This window comes from Limimaricola cinnabarinus, from assembly GCF_002723615.1.
In the GTDB taxonomy this organism is placed as follows: Bacteria; Pseudomonadota; Alphaproteobacteria; order Rhodobacterales; family Rhodobacteraceae; genus Limimaricola; species Limimaricola cinnabarinus_B.
Genome location: NZ_KZ304957.1, coordinates 11,220 through 36,319, shown reverse-complemented (window position 1 = coordinate 36,319; position 25,100 = coordinate 11,220). Strand labels below are relative to the sequence as shown.

Here is a 25,100-nt window from a genome sequence, read left to right as displayed (position 1 = left end):
TCGGACCGGAAGCGGTCGGACGCCCGACAGACCGCATGGAGCCGCAGCGCGATGAAAGACGTCACAGTGATCGGATGCGGCTATGTCGCCGATCTCTACATGCGCAGCCTCAAGGCCCACCCCGAAATCCGGGTGCTCGGCGCCCATGACCGCGACCCGGCCCGGCTCTCTGCCTTTTGCAGGCATTGGGGCGTCGCGGCGCTGCCCGACCCGGCGGCCGCCTGCGCGGCGCTGCCGCATGACGGGCTGGTGCTGAACCTCACCAACCCGCGCAGCCACGCCACGATCACCCGCGGCTGCCTGCGCGCCGGGCGGCATGTCTGGTCCGAAAAGCCGATGGTGACGGATATGGAAACCGCGCGCGAGCTGCACGATCTCGCCCGCGCGCGCGGGTTGCAGCTGGCCTCGGCCCCCTCCTCGGTGCTGTCGCAATCGGCGCAGGGCCTGGGCCGAGCGCTGCGCATGGGCGTGGGCGGCGCGCCGCGGCTGATCTATGCCGAGCTCGATGACGGGTTCATTTCGCAGGCACCCTACCGCGACTGGGCCAGCGAAAGCGGCGCGCCATGGCCCGCCGAAGACGAGTTCGCCACAGGCTGCACGCTGGAGCATGCGGGCTACTGGCTGTCATGGCTGATCGCGCATCTGGGGCCGGTAAAGCGGGTCGTCGCCGCGGCGGCGGAAGTGATCCCCGACAAGCCGGGATCGAAGCAGGGCGCCCCCGATTTCTCGGTCGCGGCGCTGTTCTTCGAAAGCGGCCCGGTGGCGCGGCTCAGCTGCTCCATCGCCGCGCCGCACGACCACCGGCTGCGCGTCTTCGGCGAGGAGGGCGTGATCGAGGTCTCCCGCGCCTGGGACAACCACGCGCCCGTGCGCTACCGCCGCCGGATGCGGCTGCGCCGCCGCCTGCTCGAAAGCCCGCTGGCGCGCGACGTCTCGCTCAGGGGGGCGCATCAGCCCAAGCCGGGGCGGCGCGGCGCGGCGAGGATGGATTTCGCGCTGGGCCCCGCCGAGATGCTCGACGCCATCGCGCAGGGGCGCGAAAGCCGCCTCGCCGGGGCCTATGCGCTGCACCTGACCGAGGTGACGCTGGCGATCCAGGAGGGGGCGGCGCGCGAGATGACGACGCGCTGCGCACCGATGGAGCCGATGCCATGGGCGCTGTGATCGCCGTCACCGGGGCGGCCGGGTTCCTTGGCCGGGCGGTGGTGGCGCGGGCGCGGGCGCAGGGCCATGAGCTGCGCGCGATCTCGCGCGGCGCGGCGCCGCCCGAATGGGCCGGGGATACGGGCATCGAGGTCGTCCATGCCGATCTGAGGCGCGAGAGCCCGCCGCTCGATGGGGTATCGGCGGTGATCCATGCCGCCGCGCGGATGGGCGGCGACGACGCGGCGCAGGCCGAAGGCACCGTGGCGCCGAGCGCCCGCCTGCTCGATCACGCGGCAGGATCGGGTGCGCGGCTGGTGCTGGTCAGCTCGATCTCGGTGCTGGGCACCGCCGGCCTCGCGCCCTTTGCCCGCGTCAACGAAGACACGCCGATCGAGCCGCGCCCCGAGCGGCGCGACGCTTATGCCCGCGCCAAGATCGCGCAGGAACGCGACGCCCGCGCCATCGCCGCGCGCCACGGCGCGATGCTGCGGATCGTGCGGCCCGGGGCGATCTTCGGGGCCGGGCATCTGTGGAACGCGCATATGGGCGTCACGCTCGGCCCCCTGACGCTCGGGCCGCGCCATGCGGGCGAGCTGCCGCTGTGCTGGCTTGCGCATGCCGCGCAGATCCTCCTGCTGGCCGCGACCGCGCCGCAGGCCGACCCGGTCGAGCTGATCCACGCGCTCGACGACGACCGCCCCGACCGCGCGCGCTTTCTCGCCGCGCTGGGCCGGCGCGGCCTGCCGCTGGGCTGGCGCGGGCTCGACATGGCGGCGGGGCTGCTGACGCCGCTCGCCCCCCGTCTGCCGGGGCTGTTGCGCCGCGAGACGCTGCGCGCCCGGCTGATGCCGCTGCGCTACGACAATGCCCACGCGCATGCGCTGGGATTCCGGCCCGAGGCGGATTTCGAAACGGCGATGGCCGCGGCGCGGGGGGCGGCATGAGCGCGCCCGGCCCGGTCATCTGGCTGACGGGCGAGTATCCGCGCGCCACCGACACATTCATCCAGCGCGAGGTGGCGGCGCTGCGCGACCTCGGGATCACGGTCGAGACCGCCTCGGTCCGGCGCACCGATCCCGCCCATCACGTGGGCCCCGAGCAGCGCGCCGAGGCGGCGGCGACCTTTCACCTGCTGGAGCGCGCGCTCAACCCCGTGGCCATCACCCGCGCCAAGCTCTCGGCGCTGTGCCGCCCGGCCCGCTTCTGGCGCGCCCTGGCGCTGGCCTGGCGTAGCGCGCCCAAGGGGCTGCGTGGGCGGCTCTACAACATGATCTATTTCGGCGAGGCGCTGGTGCTGGCGCAGCGGATGCAGGCGCGCGGCATCACCCATCTGCACAACCACATCGCCAAATCCTCCGGCACGGTGGCGATGCTCGCCTCCGAGATCTCGGGCATCCCGTACAGCTTCACCCTGCACGGCCCCGACATCTTCTTTGCGCCCGAGCAGTGGGCCTTGGGCGAGAAGATCGCCCGCGCCCGCTTCGTCGCCTGCATTTCGGATTTCGCGCGATCGCAGGCGATGCTGTTTTCGGACCCCGCCCATTGGCACAAGCTGCACGTGGTGCATTGCGGCGTCGCGCCCGAACTCTATGCCGACACCCCCGCCCCGCCCGATGACCGGCTCCTCTTCGTCGGGCGGCTTTCGGCGGTCAAGGGCGTGCCGGTTCTGCTGCGCGCCCTGGCGCGGGCGCGCGAGACGCGCCCCGCCCTCACGCTCGACCTCGTCGGCGATGGCGAGGACCGCGCCGCGCTGGAGCGGCTCGCCGCCGATCTGGGCCTCGGGGATGCCGTGCGCTTTCACGGCTATCTCGGTCAGGCCGAGGTGGCGCGGATGCTGCGCGAGACGGGCGCGCTGGTGCTGCCCTCCTTTGCCGAAGGCGTGCCGGTGGTGCTGATGGAAGCGATGGCCGCCGCGCGCCCGGTGATCGCCACCCGCGTCGGCGGCGTGGCCGAGCTGGTCGAGCACGGGGTTTCGGGGCTTCTGGTGCCGCCGGGGGCGGAAGCGCCGCTGGCCGAGGCGATGCTGGCGCTGGCCGGTGATCCGACGCGGCGCGCGGCGATGGGGGCCGAGGGCCGCGCGGCGGTCATGGCGGGGTTCGACGCAAGGCACGAGGCGGCGCGGATGCTGCGGCTCCTGCGAGATGGCCCCAGCGGCCCCGGCGGGCCGGTCCGGCCGGAGCCCGCGGCATGAGCGCCCGGGTCGGCGTCGTGGCCATCGGCCGCAACGAGGGCGCGCGGCTCGGCGCCTGCCTCGCCTCGCTCGAAGGCAGCGGCGCGCGCGTGGTCTATGTCGATTCGGGCTCCACCGATGACAGCCTCGCCATCGCCCGCGCCGCAGGCGCCCGCATCGTCGAGCTGGACCGCGCCGCCCCCTTCACCGCCGCCCGCGCCCGCAACGCGGGCGTCGCGGCGCTGCGCGAGGAGGGCCTGCCGGAGTTCGTGCAGTTCGTCGATGGCGATTGCACGCTGGAGCCCGGCTGGCTCGCGGCGGGCATGGCGGCGCTCAGGGCCGACCCCGGCATCGGCATCGTCACCGGCTGGCGCAGCGAGGTCGCGCCCGACGCCACGCTCTACAACGCCATGGCCGAATGGGAATGGCACCGCCCGGCGGGCGACATCGCGGCCTGCGGCGGCGACATGATGCTGCGCACGGCGCTGTTCGAGGAGCTGGGCGGCTTCGACGGGGCGATCATCTGTTCGGAGGACGAGGATCTGTGCCTGCGGGTGCGGGCGCGCGGGCTGAAGGTGCACCGCCTGCCGCGCGCCATGACCCGGCATGACATCGCCATGACGCATCTGGGCCAGTGGTGGCGGCGCGCGGTGCGGGCGGGCCACGGCTTTGCCGAGGTCGGCGACCGGCATCCGGGCCATTTCGATGCCGAGCGGCGGCGGGTGCGGGCCTGGGGCATGGCTCTGCCCGCCGCCACGGCGCTTGGGGCTCTGGCCTTCGGCCCCGGCGCGGTTCTGGCCGGCTTGGGGCTCTATGCGGCGAGCTGGGCGCGCAGCGCGCGCAGGCTGCGCCGAGAGGGCCACGCGCCCTACAGCGCGGCGGGGCTGGCGCTGCTGCTGGTGCTGTCGAAGCTGCCCAACGCCCAGGGCATGATCACCTACCGCCTGCGCCGCCTGCGGGGCCGCGAGATGCGGCTGATCGAATACAGGTAAGCTGCGCCGGGTCCCGCCGCGGCAGGGCTGCGATCGGGGCTTATTCTCGCCCCCCGTTCCGGGTTACCTTCGCCGCGACCAGGCGGCAGGCGAGGTTTGACGAGATGAGCGAACGCAGCAAGCGGGATGGACGCAGGCGGCTGGGCGCGGAGGCCCGCGCCGCGATTCTCGACCGGATCGCCGAAGTCGATGCCCCGGCGCGCGAGAGCGGGACCGCCGCCCGCCTCGCCGCCCCCGCACCCGAAACCGACCCGGCCACGCGCGCCCTGCGCGCCGCGGTGCTGGGCGATGACGTGACCCTGCTGCCGCAGATCCACGACCTGTGGGGCAGCCTGCGCCGCATCCCGGTCGACGAGGCGATCCTCGAAGCCAACCTCGTGATCACCGCCAGCCGCCGCGATCCGGCCCATGCCGCCTTCGACCTGCTGCGCACGCGGCTGTTGCAGGCGCTCGACGAGCATGGCTGGAAACGGGTGGCGATCACCTCGCCCACCCGCGGCTGCGGCAAGACCTTCACCGCCGCCAATCTCGCCATCGCGCTGTCGCGCTACGAGAATCGCCGCACCGTGCTGCTCGATTTCGACATGCGCGCACCGGCGCTTGCCGACGTGCTCGGGGTTTCGGCCCCCGGCCCGATCTCGGACTGGATTCGCGGCACCGCGTCGAGCGGCACGCATCTGCAGCGGGTCGGCCAGAACCTTCTGGGCATCGGCGGCCTTGCCGTCGGGCTCAACGACCGGGCCGAGACCTACCCCGCCGAGCTGCTGCAGGACCCCAAGGCCGCCGCCGTGCTTGACCAGATGCAGGAGGAGCTGTCGCCCGACGCGGTGCTGTTCGACCTGCCCCCGGCGCTCAACCATGACGACGTGACGGCGTTTCGCGCGCGCTACGACTGCGTGCTGATGGTGGTCGGCGGCGGGCGCAACAGCGCCGAGCAGATCCGCGAGGCGGTGCGCCGCATCGGCGAGGACAAGCCGATCTTGGGGATGATCCTCAACCGCGCCGAGGAAGACCCCGCCTCGGGCGCGGCCTAGCCCGGCAGGAACCGCCGCCAGCCGCGCAACCGGCCCCAGATCCCCAGGAATCGCCCGGCCTCGCGCCGCCGGACCCGGCGCGCCCGGCGCCGCGCCTGCCGCCGGTCGATCTCGGGGATCACCACCACCGGCCGCACCCCGAGCGCGCGCTCCAGCTGCGCCGCGGTGCGGATCTGCGGGTTGACCACCTCGAGCGACAGCGCCAGCGCCAGAGCGGCGAGCAGCACCCCGATCCCGCCCGCCGCCGCGATCTTGCGGCGCGAGGAGGAGGAGGCGTAATCGGGCGGCACCGCCTTTTCGAGGATCTCGAAGCGCGTGGTCTCGTCGCGGCTTTCGAGCAGCCGCGCCATCGCCGCCTCCGCGCGCCGCTCGGTCACCGCCGACAGCGCCTGCTGCAGCTGGTCGCGCCTGCGGGCATAGTCGTTGTAGCGCCGCTCCGTCTCGGGGGCGGCGGCCAGCGCCGCCTCGATCCGCTCGATATTGTCGGTGATCAGCTGCCGCTGCTGTTCGAGCAGCGAGCGGCGGCGCGCCGTCTCGTCCTCGCGCAGCCGGTCCGAGCTGGTCTCGAAGGCGATCACCTGCTGTTCGAGGTCGATCCGCTGGGCCACCAGCCTTGATAGCTGGTCGCGCTGCGCCGCGACGCTGGTGGGCAGGGAGTCGAAGTTCTGCTCCTGGAACCGCGCGAATTCCGCCTCCAGCGTCTCCAGCTCCTCTTCGAGCCGGGCCTCCTCGGACTCGAAGAAGGCCAGCGTGCGCTCGGTGCGCCCCTCGCGCCGGCTCTGCGCCGCGGCGACGATCTCGCTCAGCAGCGCGTTGGCCAGATCGGCCGCGACCTGCCGCTCGCCCAGCTCGACCGTGATCGACAGCCCCGAGGGCACGGTCTCGGGCCGCCAGGCCAGCGCCGGATCGACCAGCTTCCTGATCTCGATCGCCTCGCGCATCCGCGCCAGCCGCTCCGAGGCGCTCAGCTCGGGAAAGAGCGAAAAGCGCGCGGCGAGGTCCAGAAGCCTGTCGCGCGCCATGATCTTCTGTTCGATCAGGTCGAGCTGGGTATCGGCCAGCGCGGCCGCATCGCCGCCCGCATCGACCAGGGGCGCCTCGATCTGGATCACCGCCGTCGCCTCATAGGCGGGCGGGCGCGTCAGCGCGAACCACAGCACGAAGGGGATGCCCAGCGCGCAGACCAGCACGATGGCCCAGGCCCTGCGGCGCAGCGCCCCGCGCAGATCGCGCAGCGAGGAAAGATACTCCATCACCGACTCCCGTTCCGGCCGCGCCTCGCGGCCCCGGCCTCATTGCCGCCACACCCGGGCCGCAATCTAGCTCACCCCGTCCCGGCTGGCCATGCGCGCGCGGCCGCGCGACGCAGTGTTGCGCAGCGCGAAACCCGGCCGGCAACCTTCTGCAGCGGACGCCGGGGCCTGCATCAGCACCGCGAAGCGGGCCCCGATCCGCCTCCAGCCCCCGCGAAACGCCGTGCCCGCCCCATAAGGTCCGGCAGGCCGCGCCAGACGCGCCACGAGGCCGCCCCCTGCCGGCCCCGTCGCCGTGATCTCGACCCGCATGGCCTCGAAGCCCAGCACCAGGCCGCTTTCGGGAAACTGCGCCTTGTAGGCCGCCTCCTTGGCCGAAAAGACAAGCCGGGCGATCATGCCCCGATCGAACCCCGGCACCGGCTGGTCGAGCTCGCCGAGGGCGGCGATCTCGTCATGCAGATCGCGGTCGAGCGGTGCGGCGGGCGCGATGTCGATGCCGAAGGCCGCGCCGCCCGAGCGCAGCGCCGCGACGGCGAGGCCCGCCTCATGGCTGATGCTGCCGCGCAGCCCCTCGGGCCAATGCGGCGAGCGGTCGGGCCGCATCGGCACCGGCTGCGCCGCTTGGCCGAGCCGCTGCATCGCCTCGCGCGCGGCATGGCGCCCGGCGGCGAACTCGGCCCGCCGCGCGGGCACCGCGCGGGCCATGGCGCGCGCCTCCTCGGGCGCGAGCGCGCAGTCGGGCGCGCCCTCTGCCCCGATCCACACGGCACAGGCCACGAGGCCCGGCCCGCCCAGCGCCTCGATCCCGGCCGCGAGCTGCGCCGCCTCAGACATGCCCGCCCCGCCGCGCCCGCAGCGCGCGCCGCCGCGCCATCATCTCCTCGCGCGTGCCGGCCATGGCAGTGGCGGGCGCAGGCGCGGAGCCGGGCTCCATGGGCGGCTCCGGCATCAGCTCGGCCTCGATCCGCGCCGCGAGATCGGCAAGCCGCGGCAGGCCGAAGATATCGGTGATCTGCAGCCCCGCCACGCCGAGCCGGTCGCGGATCTCGCGATGGGCGCGCACCGCGAGAAGCGAATGCCCGCCGAGATCGAAGAAGCTGTCGCCCGGGCCGACCTGCTCCACGTCGAGCAGCTCGCGCCAGATCTGCGCGATGGCCGGGGCGGCGGTGCCGGGCGCGGGCGCAGCTATGCTCGCCGCCACCGGCGCGGCGGTCTCAGGCACCGGCGCGGCGATCTCAGGCTCCGGAACACGGGGGGCGCGGGGCGGCGGTGGCGGCATCGCGGCGCGGTCGGTCTTGCGGTTGGGCGTCATCGGGAACTGCACCAGCGCGACGATCCGCGCCGGAACCATGAAGCCCGGCAGCCGCGCCGCCAGCGCCGCGCGCAGCCCCGCCTCGTCGATCGGTGCCGCGGTTTCGAGATAGGCCACGAGCCGCGCATCGCCGGGCCGATCCTCGCGCAGGAGCACCACGCTCGGGCCCAGCCCCGAGATCGCATCGAGCGCGGCCTCGATCTCGCCCGGTTCGATCCGGTGGCCGCGCAGCTTCACCTGGGCATCGGCCCGGCCGAGATATTCGAGCGTGCCATCCGCGCGCCAGCGCGCGAGGTCGCCGGTCTCGTAGATCCGCTCCCCGGGCCGGAACGGATCGGGGCGGAACCGCGCCCGCGTCAGCTCCGCCCGGCCCCAATAGCCGCGCGCGACCCCCGCGCCGCCGATCCACAGCGCGCCCGGTGCCCCCACCGGGCAGGGCGTCATCGCCGCATCGAGCACATAGGCATGGGTGTTGAGGATCGGCGTGCCGATCACCGAGACCGGGGCCTCCGGCGTCACCCGCCGCGTGGTCGACCAGATCGTGGTTTCGGTCGGGCCATACATGTTCTCGATCCAGCCGATCCCGGCCGCGCGCAGCTCCTCGGCCAGCGCCGCGGGCAGCGCCTCGCCGCCCAGCATGAGATGCGACAGCCCGCCCAGCGCGGCGCGGCTCGTCTCGTCGGCCACCAACATCCGCGCCATCGATGGCGTGCATTGCAGATGGGTCACGCCGTGGCGGCGGATCTGCGCGGCGATCGAGCGGTCTTCCTCGGCCGGTGCCACGGGCTGGGCAGGCTGGGCAGGCTGGGCATCCACCAGCGCCGCCAGCCGCGGCAGCCCCGCCAGCACCCGGTCGGGCGCGATGCCGAAATCGATCAGGCAGGCGATCTCGTCGACCCCGATGGCGCGCAGCTGCGCCAGCCGCGCCGCGCCGTCTTCGATCGTGCCGAACAGCCCCTGGGTCTCGAAATAGCGCGCGAAGGCGTGTTCGAGCACCGCGTCCATTTCCTCGGGCGTCAGCGCATCGGGGTCGATCGCCCCGTCGGCCCCGCGCCGGATCGCCGGAAAGGCCGCCGCATGGCTGGCGATCAGCCCGGCGGCGGAGCGCAGATAGGCTTTCATCGGGCCGCGCGCCGCATCATAGGCGGCCTCGCGGCTTTCGTCGAGATAGCTGTGCAGCATCACCGTGACGCGAAAGGCCGAAGGATCGTGCCCCGCCTCGGCCAGCGCGGCGCGCCAGTCGGATATCCTTGCCGCCAGATCCTCGATGCTCTGCCCCAGAAGATGGGTCAGCACGTTGGCCCCGATCCGCCCGGCCTCGCGCCAGCTTTCGGGATTGCCCGCGATGGTGAGCCACAAGGGCAGCTCGGGCTGCACCGGGCGGGGCCGCGTCGTCACCTCCTGCAGGCTGCCATCGGCGCGCGCAAAGGCCACCGCCTCGCCGCGCCAGAGCCGCCGCACCGCGTCGATGCCATCGCGCAGGGCGGCGCGGTTGTCGGGCGGGGCGTTTTCGGGGCGCAGCACGAAATCGCCGGGCTGCCAGCCCGCCGCCATCGCCAGCCCCGCGCGCCCGCCCGACAGCCGGTCGATCACCGCCCAATCCTCGGCGATGCGCGCCGGGTGGTGCAGCGGCGCCACGCAGCTGCCCGCCCGGATCGCCAGCCGCGAGGTGACGGCGGCGACGGCGGCGCCGGTCACCGCCGGGTTGGGATAGGCCGCGCCGAAGCCGTGGAAATGCCGCTCCGGCGTCCAGACCGCCTCGAAGCCATGCGCATCGGCAAAGCGCGCGCCCTCCAGAAGCAGCCGGTAATCCGCGGTGTCGCTGTCCTCGTGGCCCCAGTAGAACAGGCTGAGCGCCGGGCCCTTCGGCTTCTGCGCGGCCGCAGGCCCCGCCGAGGTGAGCAGCCGCTCCTCCTCGCTTTGGATCACCACCGTCATCCCGCGCGACAGGGTCCAGACAAGCTCCAGCACCGAGATGTCGAAGGAGATCGAGGTGACCGCCAGGAGCACGTCGCCGGGCGCATGCGGCACCCGCGCATCCATCCCGGCGAGGAAATTCATCACCTGCCGGTGCTCGATCATCACCCCCTTGGGGCGGCCGGTCGAGCCGGAGGTGTAGATCAGATAGGCCAGATCCCCGGCCCGCGCCCGCGCCGGGATCGGGCCGGGCGAAGCCCGCGCGATGCGCGGATCGTCGAGCCGCAGCAGCCGCGCCGCGCCCGTCGGCAGCCCGAGGACCCCCTCGGCCTCGCAGATCACCAGACCGGCGCGGCTGTCCTCGAGGTAGAAGGCGAGCCGTTCGGCCGGGTAGGACGGGTCGAGCGGCACATAGGCCGCGCCGGATTTCAGCACCGCGAGCATCGCCACGACCATCTCGGCCGAGCGCGGCAGATGCAGCCCGACATGGCCGCCCGGCCCTGCGCCCATCTCGATCAGCACCCGCGCCATGCGGTTGGCGCGCGCCTCCAACTCGGCATGGCCGAGCCGCGTCTCGCCGCAGATCAGCGCCGTCGCCTCGGGGCGGCACCGCGCCTGCGCGGCGATGGCGGCGTCGATCGTGCCCTCGGGGATCGCGCCTTCGGTCGCGTTCCAGCCCTCGATCAGCAGATCGCGCTCGCCCGGCCCGGTCACGGGCAGCTTCGACAGCGCAAGGCCCGGCGCATCCGCCCCGGCGGAGAGCAACGCCTCGATCCGCCCGGCCAGCAGGTCCAGCGCCCCGGGCAGCAGCGCCCCCGGCGCGGCCTGCAGGCGCCCGGTTTCGGGGTCGAGGGCGAGCAGCGCCCCTTCGGGGCAGGTCCGGCCCAGCGCCAGCGCCGGCACCGCGGGCGGCGGCGTGCCGAGCCGAGCGGGCAGATCCGCCGCGAAGCCCGGGCCCGCCTCCAATGCCGCGCAATCCGCCGCGAGCCGCGCCGCGAAGGCCTGCAGCGTCTCCCTTGGATCGGGTGCCACATGCAGCGGCACCCAGTCCGAGACATGCCCGCCCTCGTCCGGTCGCAACAGGGCGATATCAGCCGCACCGTCCGACAGGCGCGCGGCCAGCAGCGCCAGCGCCGCGATGCGCCGCTCCGGCGTGGCCTCGACCGCAAGCTGGCAGCTTTCGCCTTCTCCCTCACCGATCGCCCGCGGCGCGGCAAACCCGGCAAGCGCGACCGGGCGCAGCGCTTCGAGCCGCGCGCGCCAGCCCGGCTCGGCCTTGGCCAGACGCGCCATCCGCGCCGTCAGCGGCCCGGCTTCGGTGGCAGGCAGCCGGTCGCCGGCGGCAAAGAGCGCATCGGCGGCGCAGGGCGCGCCATCGGGGCGGCGCAGCCCCGTCAGCCGCAGCACCCCGTCCTCGAAGACCAGATCGAGCCCATCCGCCGAGACGGCGCGCAGCGTGCCGGGCGCCTCGCCCGGGCGCGCCGCGTCGCAGATCGCGGCCGCGCCCACCAGCACCGGCCCCCGCGGACCGGCGATCTTGGGGCAGCACAGCGGATTTTCCCGGTCGCCATGATCGAGCGCGCGCACCAGCCGCAGCGCCGCTTCGGCCGGGCCGCGCCCGTCGATCAGCGCATCGGCGGGCGGGCGGTCGGCGGCGCGGTGCATCCGCCCCTGCCCGGCGGGCTGCGGCCGGGGCCGCAGCCCGTCACGCATCTGCGCGAAGACCTGCGGCAGGCTCTCGATCGCGGCGGCGAAGCACAGCGCGTTGAGGCTCTGGGCCGTGGCCCCGGGCGGAATGTCGAAGCCCTGCCGCACGAGGATGTCGCCCGCGTCGATCCCGGCGGTCATCAGGTGCCAGGTCACGGCGTGGCGGCGCGCGCCATCGAGCAGCGCCCAGACCGGCACGTTGCGCCCCGCCCGCTCGGGCAAGGGCCCGTCATGGAAGTTGATCGCCCCCTTGGCGAAGCGCGCCAGCACCGCCCCCGGCAGGGGCCGCAGATTGCCCGCGCTGAGCAGCCAGTCGATCCCGTCCGGCAGCTTGTCGAGCCGGTCGGGCGCGAGCGTCGCGATGCCATGCGCCTGCGCATGGGCGCGCAGGGGCGCGTGGCGCGTGATCACGAGCGAAAGCCGCAGCCCCGCCTCCCGCGCCATCCGCGCCGCTTCGAGCGTCAGCGCGGTCTCCCCGATCAGTGCCAGCGTCATGCTCATGCCCTCTTTCTCGCCGAAGCCCTACACGGCCCCGCAACATGGCCCAGCTCGTGACGGATCATGCCGCGCAGGAAGCCCGGCGGATCGCCCGTCTCGCGCCGCATCACGAGGCAGCGCAGCCGGTGCAGCCCGCCCGACAGAAGATGCAGCGCCGTCGCCGCGGCGCTGCCCGCCGCGCCGAAATGCCTGCGGAAATAGCGGCGGCGCGAATCGTACCAGTACTCCGGCACGCGGGTCCAAGAGCCCATGCCGGTCGAGACCGAACCGATATGCCGCACATGGCTCTCGCGGACGAAATGCGTCTCGAAGCCGGCGGCGCGGGCGCGGCGGCACAGGTCGGTTTCCTCGAAATAGAGAAAGAACCCCTCGTCGAAGCCGCCGGTCGCATCGAGCATCCCGGCGCGCATCATCAGGCTCGCCCCCGCGACCCAGTCCACCGGGCCGCTCTGCCCGGGCATCCGCATCCAGACGCTGTGCCGCCCCAGCAGCCGCGACACCGGGCCGAAGCGCAGCGGCCCCTCGATCTCCGACAGGAGCGAAGGAAAGCGGAAGGCCGAGACATGCGGCACGCCGTCTTCCCCTTCGAGTTGGCTGCCGGCCAGACCGGCCCGGGGATGCGCCCGCATATGCGCCAGAAGCGCGGTGATCGCCTGCGCATCGGGAAAGGCGTCGGAGTTCAGCACATAGACGAAATCCGCAGCCGCGCCATCGGCGAGCCCGGCGCGGATGCCCGCATTGTTGCCCGCGCCGAAGCCGCCATTGCGGCCCGACTGCACCACCCGCACCCGCGGCGCCCAGCCCTGCGCCGCCACCGCCTCGCGCAGCCACAGCTCCGAGCCGTCGCCCGAATCATTGTCGACGATGACGATCCCGCCCTCGATCCCGCGCATCGCGTCGAGCGCGCTTCGGGCCGCGCGCAGCGTCATCTCCGGCGTGCGCCAGTTCAGGATGATCGTCAGCAGGCGGATGTCGCTGTGGTCATTCCGCGGCATGCAGATCCGATCCCGCCGCATCGGTCTCTTTCGCCGCGCGCCCGGCCGTCGCGAGCCCGGCGCGCATCCGGGCGGCGAGCGCCTCGGCATTGGGGTCCAGCACCATGCTGTCATGATCGCCCGGCACTTCAATCACCTCCAGCGCCGGTGCCCAGTCGCGCCAGCCATTGTCTTCGCTCACATAGTGCCGATCGTCGTTCACCACGCGCCCGCCCGCAAGGCGCCAACGCCCCGCCACAGGCGGGCGGAACAGCGTCATGGGGCCGTCCCAGCGTTGCAGCCGGTAGGCGGCGCTGGCCTCGTAGAAGGCGGCCTCGATCGCGGCCTCGACCGGGCTCGCGCTCGGCTGCGCCGCGAGGCGGCCATGGCGGCGGCGGTCGATCTCCCAGCGCAGCCGCTGCGCGAGCCAGTTCACCGGATAGGCCGGACCGGCCCGGCGCAGCTCGACCGCCTGGATCGCCAGCCGGTCCTGCCAGCGCAGGGCCGGGCGCTGCGGCAACGGCGTATCGAGCAGCATCAGCTGCGCCACCTCCTCGCCTTGGGCCGTCAGCTGCCGCGCCATTTCGAGCGCGACGAGCCCGCCGCCCGAATAGCCCGCCAGAAGCCAGGGCCCGCCCGGATGCACGCGGCGCATCTCGGCCAGATAATCGCGCGCCATCTCCTCGAAGCGGCGATGCGGCGGCACCTCGCCGGTCAGCCCGCGCGCCTGCAGGCCCCAGACCGGCCGCTCCGCGCCCAGATGCCGCGCGAGATGGTGCAGGTTCATGACATTGCCGAACATGCCCGCGGAGATGAAGAGCGGCGTCTTGTCGCCCTTCGTTTCGAGCGCGACGAGATGCACGCTGTCCTCGGCCGCCCGCCGCGCACCGCCCGCCGCGGGCGGCGTGCCGGGCCGGGATGCGCCCTCCTCGGGCTCCAGCCGCGCGGCGAGCGCGCGGATCGTCGGGGCCTCGAACAGCGCCGAGATCGGCAGCGCGGTGCCGGTCTCGCGGCGGATCGCCGCGAACAGCCGCACCGCGATCAGCGAATGCCCCCCGAGATCGAAGAAGCTGTCATCCGGCCCGACCCGCTCGACCCCGAGCAGCGCCATCCACTGCCCGGCGAGCCAGACCTGCGTCTCGGTCTCGAACTCCTCCGACAGCGCGACCTCCGGCGCGGATGCCGCGGGCGCGGGGCGGATCGCGCGGGCCGCGGCGATCAGCTCGGGCAGCGGCTGCGCGGTCATCGCGATCTGCGGCAGGCCGGAGCGCAGCGCCATCAGGAAGGCCGCCCCGCCCTCCTCGCGGCGGATGCCCCGCCGCCGAGCCTCTTCCAGCGGATCGGACCGGGAAGATGCGGCATCGCCGGCACCGCGCCCGGCCTGCAGGGACAGCCCCGCCGCCAGGGCGCGTATCTCGAACCCCTCGATCTCGACGCAGACCGCCCCTTCGGGGGTGCAGAGCGTGAGGTCGAACCAGGCGGCGCCCTCCGCCTGCCGCGCAAGCCGCGCATGGCTCACGATCCGGCCGGGCAGCGGCGCATGGATGCGCATCAGCCCGTAGCCCGCGGGCACCCAGAGCCGGGCCGGATCATAGCCCTCGACAAGCTCGATCGCCCATCCGGTGGCGATGTCGAGCAGGCCCGGATGCAGCGGCATGCCCGGGGTCGCCCCGTCCGGCAGCTCCAGCTCGGCCAGCCCTTCGCGCGCGCCGAGACGGGCCTCGCCCGTGATCTGCCACTCGGCGCCGAAATCGAGATGGGTTTGCTGCGGCAGGACGAGCGGCGCGGGCGCGGGCAGCCGCGCGGCGATGGCCCCGATCTCGATATCGCGCGGGGCGGCCTCGGCACCGCCGAGCCGGCAGGTGGCGACCGGCCCCCAATCCGCCCCCGGCGGCGCGGCCTCGATCTCGACCAGGCCCGGCACGGGCCCCTCCTGCCCCGAGACGGCACCGTCATCGGGGTGCAGCCGCGCGCGCACCCGGGTCTCGCCCGCATCGGGCGTGTGCAAGGGCGCGAGAAAGCGCAGCTCGCGCAGTTCGAACGGCACGAAGCCGCGCGGCCCGGCCAGCTCCGCCATCATCTCGGCATAGCCCGTGCCGGGCAGAAGCGCCTCGCCCGCCCGCGTGCGGTGCTGATCGAGAAACCAGCGCGTCGCGGGGCTCCAGCGCGCGCTCAGCAGGATCTCCTCCCCCGTCTCGCGGTGATCGAACATCAGCTTCGGATCGGGCCGCGCCCCGCTGGCGGGGCTCTGGGGCGCGCGCGGGCCGCTGCCGCCCCTGGCGGCCATGCCCGTATCGGCCCAGATGCCCCAATCGATCGCCACGACCCGCGTGGCTCCGCCCGCATGCGATTGCGCATAGGCGTCGAGCGCCGCGTTGGCGGCGACGTAATCGGCCTGCCCCGCCGGGGTTGTCCAGCCCGAGCTCGAGGCGCACAGCGCCATCCAGTCGAGCCGCCCGTCGGGAAACAGCGCGTCGAGCACCATCAGCCCCTGCAGCTTGGGCGCGAGCACCGCCTCGGCCGCCGCCGGATCGCGGCCCAGCACCGGTGCGTCGTCGAGCCGCCCGGCGGCGTGGATCACGCCGCTGAGCGGACCCAGCCCGGACGTCGCCCGGGCGACCGCGTCCCGCATCTGTTCGAGATCGGTCACATCGGCGCGCAGCACCATGACCCGCCCGCCCAGCGCCTCGAGCCGCAGCACGGCGCGAATGAGGCGCGGCTCTTCCCCCTCGCCCCCCGCCGCGATGCGGCCCTCCCAGCTTTCGCGCGGCGGCAGCCCGCGGCGCGAGACGAGCGCGACCGGGGCCTGCGCCTCGCGGATCAGCGTTTCGGCCAGCGTCAGGCCGATGCCGCCCAGACCGCCGGTGATCATCACCGCGCCGCCATGGCGCAGCACCGGCGCGGCGGCGGGCGGCGCCACGCGCCGCGGGACGCGCTCCCGGCGGACCCCCGCGCGCCAGGCCACCGGGGCCGGTGCGGGCGGAGAAAGCGCCTCTTCGAGCACCGCCTCGATCTGCGCCGCGCGGCCGGCGCGGCGCGGTGCCGAAAGATCGAGCCGCGACAGCGCGAAGCCCGGCAGTTCGCGCGGGATCACCAGCGCCGGGCCATCGAGCGTCGCCTTGGTCGGGTCGGGCCGGTCGCGCGGGGCCGCGGCATAGGCCTCGCTGCTGACCACGAGAAGCCGCAGCGCCCGGTCGCCCTGCGCCGCGTGCCAGCCGCGCGCCAGGTGCATCAGCCCTTGATGGCCGAGCAGCTGCATCCGCTGCCGATGCCCCCTGCGGCCCCGGCGGCGCGGCGCGGTCACGCACCAAAGATGCAGCGCGCGCTCGGGCAGCAGCTCCGCCTCGGCCAGCTGTTCGAACAGCCAGCGATGCGCTTCCTCTCCCGCCTCGGGCCGGATGGTCCAGTCGGCCGGGCCGGTCTGCGCCTCGCGCGGGCCGGGGGAAACGCAGGCCACGGCGTGCCCCGCCGCGCGCAGCCGCGCCACGAGCCCGGCGCCGAGCCCGGTCTCGTCGAGGAACACCAGCCAGTTGCCCGCCTCCTGCGCCGCCAGGTCGCCGCCCGCCTCGTAGGCCCCGCCCGGATAGCGGCGCGACCAGCCGGGGCGCCAGGCCCAGCGGTCCATGTCGTCCTCGCGCGCGGGATGCGCCGGCGGCTCCGCCGCGGCCCGCGCGGGCGCGATGAAGTGGCGGGTCTCGTCGAGTGTGGTGCCGGGCAGCGGCACCCGGCGGTGGTCCGGTGTCCAGAGCTGGGCCTCGTCGAAGGTGCCGCCCATCGCCCAGAGCCGCCCCAGCGCCATGATCATGTGCCGGTCGTCGCCCTCGGGCGCCGAAGCCGGGCGCAGCCCCGCCAGCGTCCGGCCCGGACCGATGCCGGGCTGCTGGGTGGCAAAGGAGCCGAGGCTGGTGCCCGGCCCGATCTCGATAAAGAGGCGCGCGCCCGCCCCAAGCCCGTGCAGCGCCGCGTCGAAATCGACCGTGTGGCGCAGATGCTCGGCCCAATAGGCCGGATCGGTGGCCTCGGCGGCGGTGAGCGCGCGGCCCGTGCGGTTGGAGATGACCGGGATCTCGGGGGGCGACAGGCGCATGCCGCGCAAATGCTCCAGAAAGCGCGGCAGCACCGGGTCGAGCAGGCGGCTATGCGCCGCGACCTCGATCGGGATGCGCCGGGCCTCGACGCCGCGCGCGGACAGCCTTTCGGCCAGCGCCGCGATCGCGGCCACCGGGCCGGAGGCGACGCAGAGCGCCGGCGCGTTGATCGCGGCGAGGTCGAGCTCCTCTCCCAGCTCGGCGCGCAATTCCTCGGCCGGAAGCGCCACCGAAAGCATCGCCCCCGCCTCGGTCTCCTCGAACAGGGCGCCGCGCAGCCGCACCAGCCCCAGCGCCTCCTCGAAGGACATGATCCCCGCCACGACAGCGGCGGTGTTCTCGCCCATGGAATGACCGATCAGCCGCGCGGGGCGCACGCCCCAGCCGATCCAGAGCCGCGCCAGCGCGTGTTCGACGATGAGCAGCAGCGGCAATTGCCGCGAGGGGCGGCGCAGCGCGGCCGCGGCTTCGGCCTCCCGCCCCGGCGCGGGCGACCAGAGCGCGCGCAGCGCCGCGCCCTCCTCGCCCATCGCGGCAAAGCCATGGTCGATCCAGTCGCGGAACACCGGCTCGGTCTCGTAGAGATCGTGGCCCATGCCGGGCTGCTGCGCGCCGCCGCCGGGAAAGAGGAACACCACCTCCGGGTCGGCCTGCGCCCGCGCGGTCGCCGCCCGGCGCGGATCGCAGCCATCGAGCAGATCGGCGGCCTCGGTGCCGGTTTCGGCCAGGAGCACCCGGCGATGCGGCAGCGCGCGGCGGCCCTGCGCCAGCGTCGCCGCGACATCGGAGAGCGCAAGCTCGGGATGGGCGCGCAGATGCGCGGCGAGGCTTGCGGCGGTGGCGTCGAGCCCCTCGCGCGAGCGCGCCGAGATCCGGATGAGCTCGAACGGCCAGTCCGAGGGGGCGGCCTCCCACCGCGCCGGGGCCTCTTCGAGCACGGCATGCGCATTGGTGCCGCCCACCCCGAGCGAGTTGACGCCCGCCCGGCGCGGCGTGGCACCGCGCGGCCAGGGCTGCGTCGTCGCCGCGACCTCGAAGGGGGACTCCGCGAGCGCCATGGCCGGGTTGGGCGCCTCGAAGCCCGGCGTGCCGGGGATCGCGGCGTGATGCAGCGCCAGCGCCGCCTTGATGAGCGAAGCGGCGCCCGCCGCCGTGTCGGTATGGCCGATGCCGGTCTTGACCGAGCCGATCCGGCAGAAGCCGCGCGCCTGCGTCGTCTCGCGGAAGGCCCGGGTCAGCGCCGCCACCTCGATCGGATCGCCCAGCGGCGTGCCGGTGCCGTGGCATTCGACGAGGCCGAGGCTCTCGGCCCCCACACCGGCCATGCGCAGCGCCGCGGTGACCGCCGCCGCCTGCCCCTCGACCGAAGGGGCGAGGTAGCTCGCCTTCTGCGCGCCGTCATTGTTGATGGCGGTGCCGCGGATCACCGCCCAGACATGATCGCCCGCCGCCAGCGCATCCTCCAGCCGCCGCAGCGCCACCACCGCCGCGCCCGAGCCGAACACCGTGCCCTGCGCGCGGTGATCGAAGGCGCGGCACATGCCGTCGGGCGACAGTATCTCGCCCTCGCGCCACAGATAGCCCCGCCCCTGCGGCTGCTCGATCGTGGCCCCGCCCGCCAGCGCCATGTCGCATTCGCCGGTGAGCAGCGCCTGCGCGGCCATGTGCACCGCCACGAGCGAGGTCGAACAGGCGGTCTGCACCGAGACGGCGGGGCCGGTCAGGTCGAGCATGTGGCTCAGCCGCGTGGCGAGGAAATCCTTATCGTTGCCGGTGTGGCGCAGCAGAAAGGCGCCGACATCGCGTTGCAGATCGGCGTTCCCCATCAGGTTGCGCATGTAGTAGTCATTGGGCCCGCATCCGGCATAGACGCCGATCGCCCCGTCGAAGGCTTCGGGCAGGCGGCCCGCGTTCTCCAGCGCCGCCCATGCGGTGCGGATGAAGCGCCGGTGCTGCGGGTCCATGATCGCCGCGTCCTTGGGCGTCAGCCCGAAGAAGCCCGCGTCGAAGCGGTCATGGCCCTCGAGCGGCGCGCCGAAGGGGACGTAATCGGGCCTCTGGCTGGTCTCCTCGGGCACGCCGGCCTGCGCCAGCTCCTCGGGGCTCAGCCTGCGGATCGCCGTGCGGCTCTCCGACAGCATCTGCCAGAAGGCGTCGAGCGTCGGCGCGCCCGGCAGGTCCACGGCCATGCCGACAATGGCGATATCGCCCGCTGCGCTTTCGTTCGGCCCCGTCATTCCGCCTGCTCCAGACTTCTGTTCCGTCATGCAGACTGGCCGGGGAATACGGCACTTTTTCGGCCCCTGCCTGCCCATGAGACGACGTTATCAAGAGCGTCCGAGCGTATCGAGCGCCATGATCGCGGGCCAGTTCACCCAAAGGCAGAGAGCGGCCAGGAGCAGCCCCGCCGCCGCGAATACGAGATCATGCAGCGGATCCCAGGCGCGCTCGCGGCGTGCGAGAGCGACGAGCAGCGGGTAGGCCAGGATCTGCGCCGCCCCCTGCCCCAGCAGCCCGCCCCAGAGCCCAGCCCAAACGAGGCCCCCCGCCAGCCCCGCGAGGGTCAGCACGGCGCGCAAGGCCTGCAGCGCGAAGAAGCCGCGCGAGCGCCCCGAGGCGAGCAGCGCCTGATCATAGGTGATGCCGATCAGCACCGGGATCTGCAAGAGTGCCACCAGCACCACCACGCCGCCCGCGGCGGCGTAGCGCGCATCATACATCACCCCGATCAGCCAGTCGCCCAAAAGGCCCAGCGCGCATGTGGCCGCCAGCAGCCCCGCGCTGGCCAGCATCCGCAGCCGCCGCAGCCGCATGAAATCGGCCCGGCTGCGGCCCGGCGGGCTGTCGCGATAGACCGGGATCAGCACCCGCCGCGTCACCATGTGGCCCAGCATCACCGGGAATGTCGCGAGGAACAGGCCGATATTGTAGATCCCGAACTCCGACAGCGACAGGTAGCTGCCGATGATGAGCCGGTCGCCCTGCGCCACGGCAAAGCCCGCGACGGTCGACAAGAAGATCCACTTGCCGAAATGCACCAGCTCGGAGGCGGCCGACCGCTCGAAGCGCAGCCGGTTGCGCGGGCCGGGCAGGAACAGGTTGAGATAGACCAGCTGCGCCAGCGCCCCCGCCAGCCCGCTTGCCACCAGCGCCCAGACCGAGCCCCAGGCCCAGGCCAGGACGAGCCCGACGACCAGCTGCGTGGCTTGCGTCGACAGCTCGATCAGCGTCACGCGACCGGCGCGCAGATGCCGGTGCGCGGTGTCGAGCCGGGTCGGGTTGAAGCCGTTGATGACGAGCGCGAAGGCCGCCACCGACAGGTAGTGCGCCAGCATCGGCTCGTCGTACCACTGCGCCGCCGGGGCGGCGAGCGCCAGCGCCACCAGCCACAGCGCGATCCCCCTGCCGATCTGGATCGTCCATGCGGTGTCGAGGAACGCGGGATCGTCGCCGCGCCGGCTTTGCATGATGGCGGGGGTGAGGCCCACATCCGAGAACATGTTGAGGCCCATCATCACCACCATGATGATCGCCATGATGCCGAAGGCCTCGGGAAAGAGCAGCCGCGTCAGCAGAAGGTTCGAGCCGAGCCGCAGAAGCTGGCTCGCTCCGAAGCCCGCGATCATGATCCCCGCCGAGCGCAGCGCCCGGCTGCCGATATCGGCCGAGCGCAGCCGCCCCATCAGCGCCGTCGTCAGCGCCGCCGTCATCGCCCGCGGCTCCAGCCCCGACCGGCGGGCCGCAGCCGGACGCCAAGCGCCACCGCACCGTAGACCGCGAAGCCCAGCGGATCGCGCAGCGCCAGCCGCGCGGCACCCGAGGCGCCCAGGGGCGGCTTGTCCTCGCGCGACATGATCTCGGGGTGCCGCGCCGCCAGCTCGCGCATGCCCGCATCCTGCCGCCGCCGCACCCGCACCAGCGCGCGCCAGCCCTCGGCCACGGGCCAGTCATAGGTGGCGGGCACGTCGCAGCGCTCTTCGGGGCAAAATTGCAGCCGCACGAAACCGTCATCCGAGATGAGATCGGGAAACCGGCCCCAGCGGCCCCGGCCTCGGGCGTTCACCGCGAAGACGCCGCAGCCCGGCACGCCGTGGCGCATGAAGGGCAGCCGCGCCCAGAGCCGCGCATAGGCGCGCGCGACGCGGCCCCGCCCGGTGATCCGCGGCCGGCCGCTGGCATAGAGCGCGCCCGGCCGGTCGAGCGCGGCGTGAAGCCCCGCGATCAGCCGGGGCGAAACGGTGACATCGGCATCGAGATAGACCCGGATCGCGCCGGGCGGCAGACCGGCCTCGCCCGCGTTGAGCGCCGCGATCTTGGAGCCTTGCGCCAGCTCGATCACCCGCAGGCGCCAGCCCTTCTTTGCGAAGACCTGCGAGAAGCGCCGCGCCTGCGCGGCGGTGGCGTCATGGCAGCCATTGGCGATGACGGTGACGCCGACCGGGCCGGGCGGCGGCGCGGAAGCCGCGAGCGCCGACAGGCAACCGCCGATCAGCGCCGCCTCGTTGCTGGCGGGGATCAGGATCTCCATCGGGGTCGCTGCGCTCATCTGGGCCGCTCCGGCACGGGCTGTGCCTGCATGTCGGTGCCATAGGCGATCTCCTCGATGCCGGCCACGAGAATGCGCCCCCGCCCCTGCCCGATCGCAAGCCGCGCGCCCTGCCACGCCACGGGCGCGCCGCGCAGCGCCTCCGGCAACACCAGCCGGTCATACCCCGCCCCGCCATCGACCCGGTCGCCCGGCCCGGCCAGCACGATGTCGTTGCCGCCGCCGGCCAGCAGCAGGTCCTCCTCGGGCGTACCGACCAGCCGCTCGGCCGCCGCGCCGCCGCGCAGCGTCACCCCGTCCTCGAAGCTGCCCGGCGCGCGGCTTTCCCAATCGGCGCCCGAGCGGTTGTAGCGCATCAGGCTTTGCCAGCGCGGCGTGTCGTCGTCGATATGGCGCAGCGCGCCCCAGCTGCCCCAGCGCGAGGGCCAGCCGATGTCGTGATAGGCGGTGACCTGCGTGCCGCCGAGCGCGGTCCAGCTCTCAAACAGCGCCTCGACCAGCGCCGCGACCTCTGGCGCATGCGAGATCTCGGCGAGGAAATCGGTGATCGCGTCATCCTCGCGCCCCGCCGCCCCGGCGGCCATGTGCGGCCCGGCCTCATACATCACCAGCCGCAGCCCGTGCCGCGCGGCGACGCGCGCGTGATGGGGCCAGAACCGCCCCGTCAGATCGGCGGCATCGGCGCGCAGCATCTCCAGCACCCGCTCGGCGGCGGTGCCGCGCGCGAGCGCCCGGCGCAGCCCGGGCAGATCATCGTCGCGCGCCACGTCATGGCCGACATAGCCCGTCACCGCATAGGCGTCGAAGCTTTGGGCCGGCGGGCGCGCGCCCTCCGCCACCGCCAGCGGCGCTTCGAGCGCCGCCGCTTCGAGCCCGCGCCAGCCGGTCTGCACCCCGATCACCCGCACCAGCCGCGCCTCGGCCTGCGCGCCGAAAACTTCGGCCCAGATATCGGCCACCTGCGCCGCGCGCCTCCCGGCGACCTGCATCCATGCGTCGCCCGGCGCCGCCTCGCCCCAGCGCGCCGCCGCCTGCTCTTCGGCCCATTTCGCCTGCCGGAAGCCGAAATTCCATACCTCGTTTGACCATTCCGCATGGATCCTGAGCCGCGGGTCGAGCGCCTCATACATCAAGCGCGCGAAGCCGCGCACATAGGCGTCATCGGCCAGATGCGGCAGCGTCACCCACAGATCGGCGCCGATCTCGTTGGCCAGCCGCGCCAGCACCTCCGCGGGCACGGCTTCGGTCCAGCGCTGGTCCGCCGGGCGCGGCCTGTCCTGCCAATGTTGCGCCTTCGAGCCGTTGGTCCCCATCCAGTCCATGACCCGCAGCAGGCGCAGCCGCGACACGCGCGCCAGCCAGTCGGGGTTGAACAGCGCGCCCGCCGCGGCATGCGACAGGCGATCCTCGCGCACCACGCTGATGTCGCGCAGCGGATCCTGCGCGTCGATCGCGGCGATCTCGATCTCGACCGCGCCGTGACCGGGGGTGTAGTCGAAGCGGATCTCGCCGGGGGCGCGGCTCACCTCTTGCGCGCGGCCACCGACCGAGATCTCGCCCCGCCCCTCATGCCGCAGCACGTAGCGCCCGGCGAGCGAGACCGCCGCCTCGGGCTGATCGGTGAGGATCAGCGTGCCGACATGCTCCACCTCGGGCGGGATGGAGAGCAGGTGCCCGCCCGCATCGACATGGCCCGCCGCCAGCAGCGCCTCGGGCTCCACCCCGCCCCAGCGGCCCGGCAGGTGACCGAGCCAGGGGCGCGAGCTTTTCATCAGGTCGAGAAAGGGATGTTCGGTCGACCAGTCGGAGATGGGCGCGAGGTTCATGCCCAGCACTGGGGCGGGCTCTGCGGCGGGCTCTGCGGCGGCGCCGCGGCCCATCGCGGCGCCCGCCATGGCCGCCATGGCCAAGGCGAGCCACAGGAGAAGCGCCGCCGGGGCGCGCCATGCCGGGGCGGGCCGCGCGCCGCTCACAGCACCGTCCGGATCGGGGGGTGCGCGGGGGCCAGGGCGCGCCGGTTTCGCACCGACAGCGCCTCCACCCGGCCCAGAAGCGCGCCCGCGGCAAGGAAGGTCAGCGGCGTCAGCGTCGCATTGGGCAGCATGTCCACGAGGTTCATTCCCAGGATCACCGCCAGCGTCACGCTGGCCGCATCGAGCGCGGCGTCGCGGCCCCGCCACCACAGCAGCAGCACCGGTCCGGCGAGCAGGCCGAACTCGGCCAGGAAACCGGCCCAGCCGAAGATGCCGATCACCACCAGCCAGCGGCCATCGGTGACGCTCAGCTCGCGGCCGCTTTCGGCATCGTAGATCTGGTTGCGCCCCCAGATCCCCCAGCCGAAGACCGGCCGCTCCCAGACGCGCTCGAGCAGCATGTCCTCGTTGTCGAAGCGAAAGCCCACGGATTGCGCCCGGTCCGGGTGGATGCTTTCGGCGAAGGCGAGGATCTGCTCCTGCGGCACCAGATCGGCGCCCTTGAGCAGCGGGTAGCCCAGCGCCAGCAGCGCCATCGCCGCCGCGCCGAAGAGCTGCAACCGCCGCGGCGCCAGCGCCAGCACCGGTGCCAGCACCATGGTGTAGAGAAGCGCCGCCAGCGATTTGCACAGCACCAGCACCACGCCGAGCCCCGCCGCCGCGCCCCACAGCGCCACCGCCTCGCGCCCCCGCGCCGCGCGCGCGAGCCCCGTCGCGGCCAGCACCGCCATCGCCACGTAGAACGCGACCCATAGCCCGTGATAGAGAAACACGATCGGCCTGAACCCGTCGCCGCGGATCATCTGGCTGAAGCTGTGCTGGAAATAGCCATAGGTCCAGATGTTGAGCTGCGGGCTGAGCCGGACCTCGATCAGGATCGGCAGCGTGTAGGCCAGCCCGCCCAGCAGGATGGCCCAGAGCAGCAGCCGGTGATCCTCCCCCCGGCCCAGGAAGACCCGCGCCATCAGCAAGGGCACCACCAGCAGGAACTGCACGATCACCAGACCCGGCACCTCGGCCAGGCGCAGCCCCGGCACCAGCCGGGGGCCGTAGCGCAGCGCATCGTCATTGCCCAGCACCGTCATCAGCGGCGACAGCAGGTAGACCGCCAGCGCGATCAGCATCAAGGGATGGCGCGGCACGAGCTGCATCACGCGCAGCCGGCCCAGCATCACCGCGGCCGCCAGCACCGACAGGCTCGGGATGGTGCTCTTGTTGAGCGAGGGCAGCAGCGGCAGGTCGAACTCGGCGGGCATCGGCGGCAGCAGAAGATAGCCGCCAATGAGGCTCGCCAGCAGCGCGCGTTCGGGGCTCAGCCGCACGAAGAGCGCCAGCGTGACGAGCGGCCAGACCAGCAGGGCGATCGAGGCTATGGCATTGGGCATGTCAGGCCGGTCCCGTGTTCCGCGTCACGCCATGGCATATCACGAAGCCGCGGCGATGGCAGGGCCGTGGCGCGAAGGGGCGCATGGCGGCGCATTGGGCCG

The 25,100-nt window shown here is 73.7% G+C and carries 14 protein-coding genes; 5 read left to right on the top strand and 9 right to left on the bottom strand.

Going from position 1 to position 25,100, the window contains the following annotated elements; translation table 11 throughout:
* Positions 1-51: 51 nt before the first annotated feature.
* From CJ301_RS08890 to CJ301_RS08870, 5 genes are all read left to right on the top strand, one after another.
* Positions 52-1,164 carry a Gfo/Idh/MocA family protein gene (locus CJ301_RS08890; protein WP_099276475.1) on the top strand — a complete coding sequence of 371 codons (1,113 nt, stop codon included), beginning with the start codon at positions 52-54 and terminating at the stop codon, positions 1,162-1,164.
* Positions 1,152-2,090: an NAD-dependent epimerase/dehydratase family protein gene (locus CJ301_RS08885; protein ID WP_099276473.1), complete on the top strand. Its 939-nt coding sequence runs from the start codon at positions 1,152-1,154 to the stop codon at positions 2,088-2,090. The genes CJ301_RS08890 and CJ301_RS08885 overlap by 13 nt, the downstream gene beginning before the upstream one ends.
* On the top strand, positions 2,087-3,337 hold the full coding sequence (locus CJ301_RS08880; protein ID WP_099276471.1) for a glycosyltransferase family 4 protein: 1,251 nt from the start codon (positions 2,087-2,089) through the stop codon (positions 3,335-3,337). The genes CJ301_RS08885 and CJ301_RS08880 overlap by 4 nt, the downstream gene beginning before the upstream one ends.
* Positions 3,334-4,308: a glycosyltransferase gene (locus CJ301_RS08875; RefSeq protein WP_099276469.1), complete on the top strand. Its 975-nt coding sequence runs from the start codon at positions 3,334-3,336 to the stop codon at positions 4,306-4,308. Before CJ301_RS08880 ends, CJ301_RS08875 begins: the two co-directional genes overlap by 4 nt.
* 104 nt (positions 4,309-4,412) lie before the next feature.
* Positions 4,413-5,342, top strand: a complete 930-nt coding sequence (locus CJ301_RS08870; RefSeq protein WP_099276467.1) for a CpsD/CapB family tyrosine-protein kinase — start codon at positions 4,413-4,415, stop codon at positions 5,340-5,342.
* On the opposite strand, the gene CJ301_RS08865 is transcribed toward CJ301_RS08870, so the two are convergent.
* From CJ301_RS08865 to CJ301_RS08825, 9 genes are all read right to left on the bottom strand, one after another.
* The gene (locus CJ301_RS08865) at positions 5,339-6,595 is read right to left on the bottom strand and encodes a Wzz/FepE/Etk N-terminal domain-containing protein (protein ID WP_099276465.1); all 1,257 of its coding nucleotides are present in this window, start codon (positions 6,593-6,595) and stop codon (positions 5,339-5,341) included. The genes CJ301_RS08870 and CJ301_RS08865 overlap by 4 nt on opposite strands.
* A 66-nt stretch (positions 6,596-6,661) precedes the next feature.
* The gene (locus tag CJ301_RS08860; protein WP_099276463.1) at positions 6,662-7,432 is read right to left on the bottom strand and encodes a 4'-phosphopantetheinyl transferase family protein; all 771 of its coding nucleotides are present in this window, start codon (positions 7,430-7,432) and stop codon (positions 6,662-6,664) included.
* Positions 7,425-12,035: a MupA/Atu3671 family FMN-dependent luciferase-like monooxygenase gene (locus CJ301_RS08855; RefSeq protein WP_099276461.1), complete on the bottom strand. Its 4,611-nt coding sequence runs from the start codon at positions 12,033-12,035 to the stop codon at positions 7,425-7,427. Before CJ301_RS08855 ends, CJ301_RS08860 begins: the two co-directional genes overlap by 8 nt.
* Positions 12,032-13,027: a glycosyltransferase gene (locus tag CJ301_RS08850; RefSeq protein WP_099276704.1), complete on the bottom strand. Its 996-nt coding sequence runs from the start codon at positions 13,025-13,027 to the stop codon at positions 12,032-12,034. The genes CJ301_RS08855 and CJ301_RS08850 overlap by 4 nt, the downstream gene beginning before the upstream one ends.
* Positions 13,014-19,331 (bottom strand): type I polyketide synthase, encoded by a 6,318-nt coding sequence (locus tag CJ301_RS08845; protein WP_254050112.1) that lies wholly within the window; start codon positions 19,329-19,331, stop codon positions 13,014-13,016. Before CJ301_RS08845 ends, CJ301_RS08850 begins: the two co-directional genes overlap by 14 nt.
* 90 nt (positions 19,332-19,421) lie before the next feature.
* Positions 19,422-20,804 (bottom strand): oligosaccharide flippase family protein, encoded by a 1,383-nt coding sequence (locus CJ301_RS08840; RefSeq protein WP_254050111.1) that lies wholly within the window; start codon positions 20,802-20,804, stop codon positions 19,422-19,424.
* Entirely contained in the window at positions 20,801-21,640 is an 840-nt protein-coding gene (locus tag CJ301_RS08835; RefSeq protein WP_099276457.1) for a glycosyltransferase family 2 protein, read from the bottom strand. The genes CJ301_RS08840 and CJ301_RS08835 overlap by 4 nt, the downstream gene beginning before the upstream one ends.
* Positions 21,637-23,613, bottom strand: a complete 1,977-nt coding sequence (locus tag CJ301_RS08830; protein ID WP_099276455.1) for a calcium-binding protein — start codon at positions 23,611-23,613, stop codon at positions 21,637-21,639. Before CJ301_RS08830 ends, CJ301_RS08835 begins: the two co-directional genes overlap by 4 nt.
* Positions 23,610-24,998 carry a hypothetical protein gene (locus tag CJ301_RS08825; RefSeq protein ID WP_099276453.1) on the bottom strand — a complete coding sequence of 463 codons (1,389 nt, stop codon included), beginning with the start codon at positions 24,996-24,998 and terminating at the stop codon, positions 23,610-23,612. The genes CJ301_RS08830 and CJ301_RS08825 overlap by 4 nt, the downstream gene beginning before the upstream one ends.
* Positions 24,999-25,100: the final 102 nt, after the last annotated feature.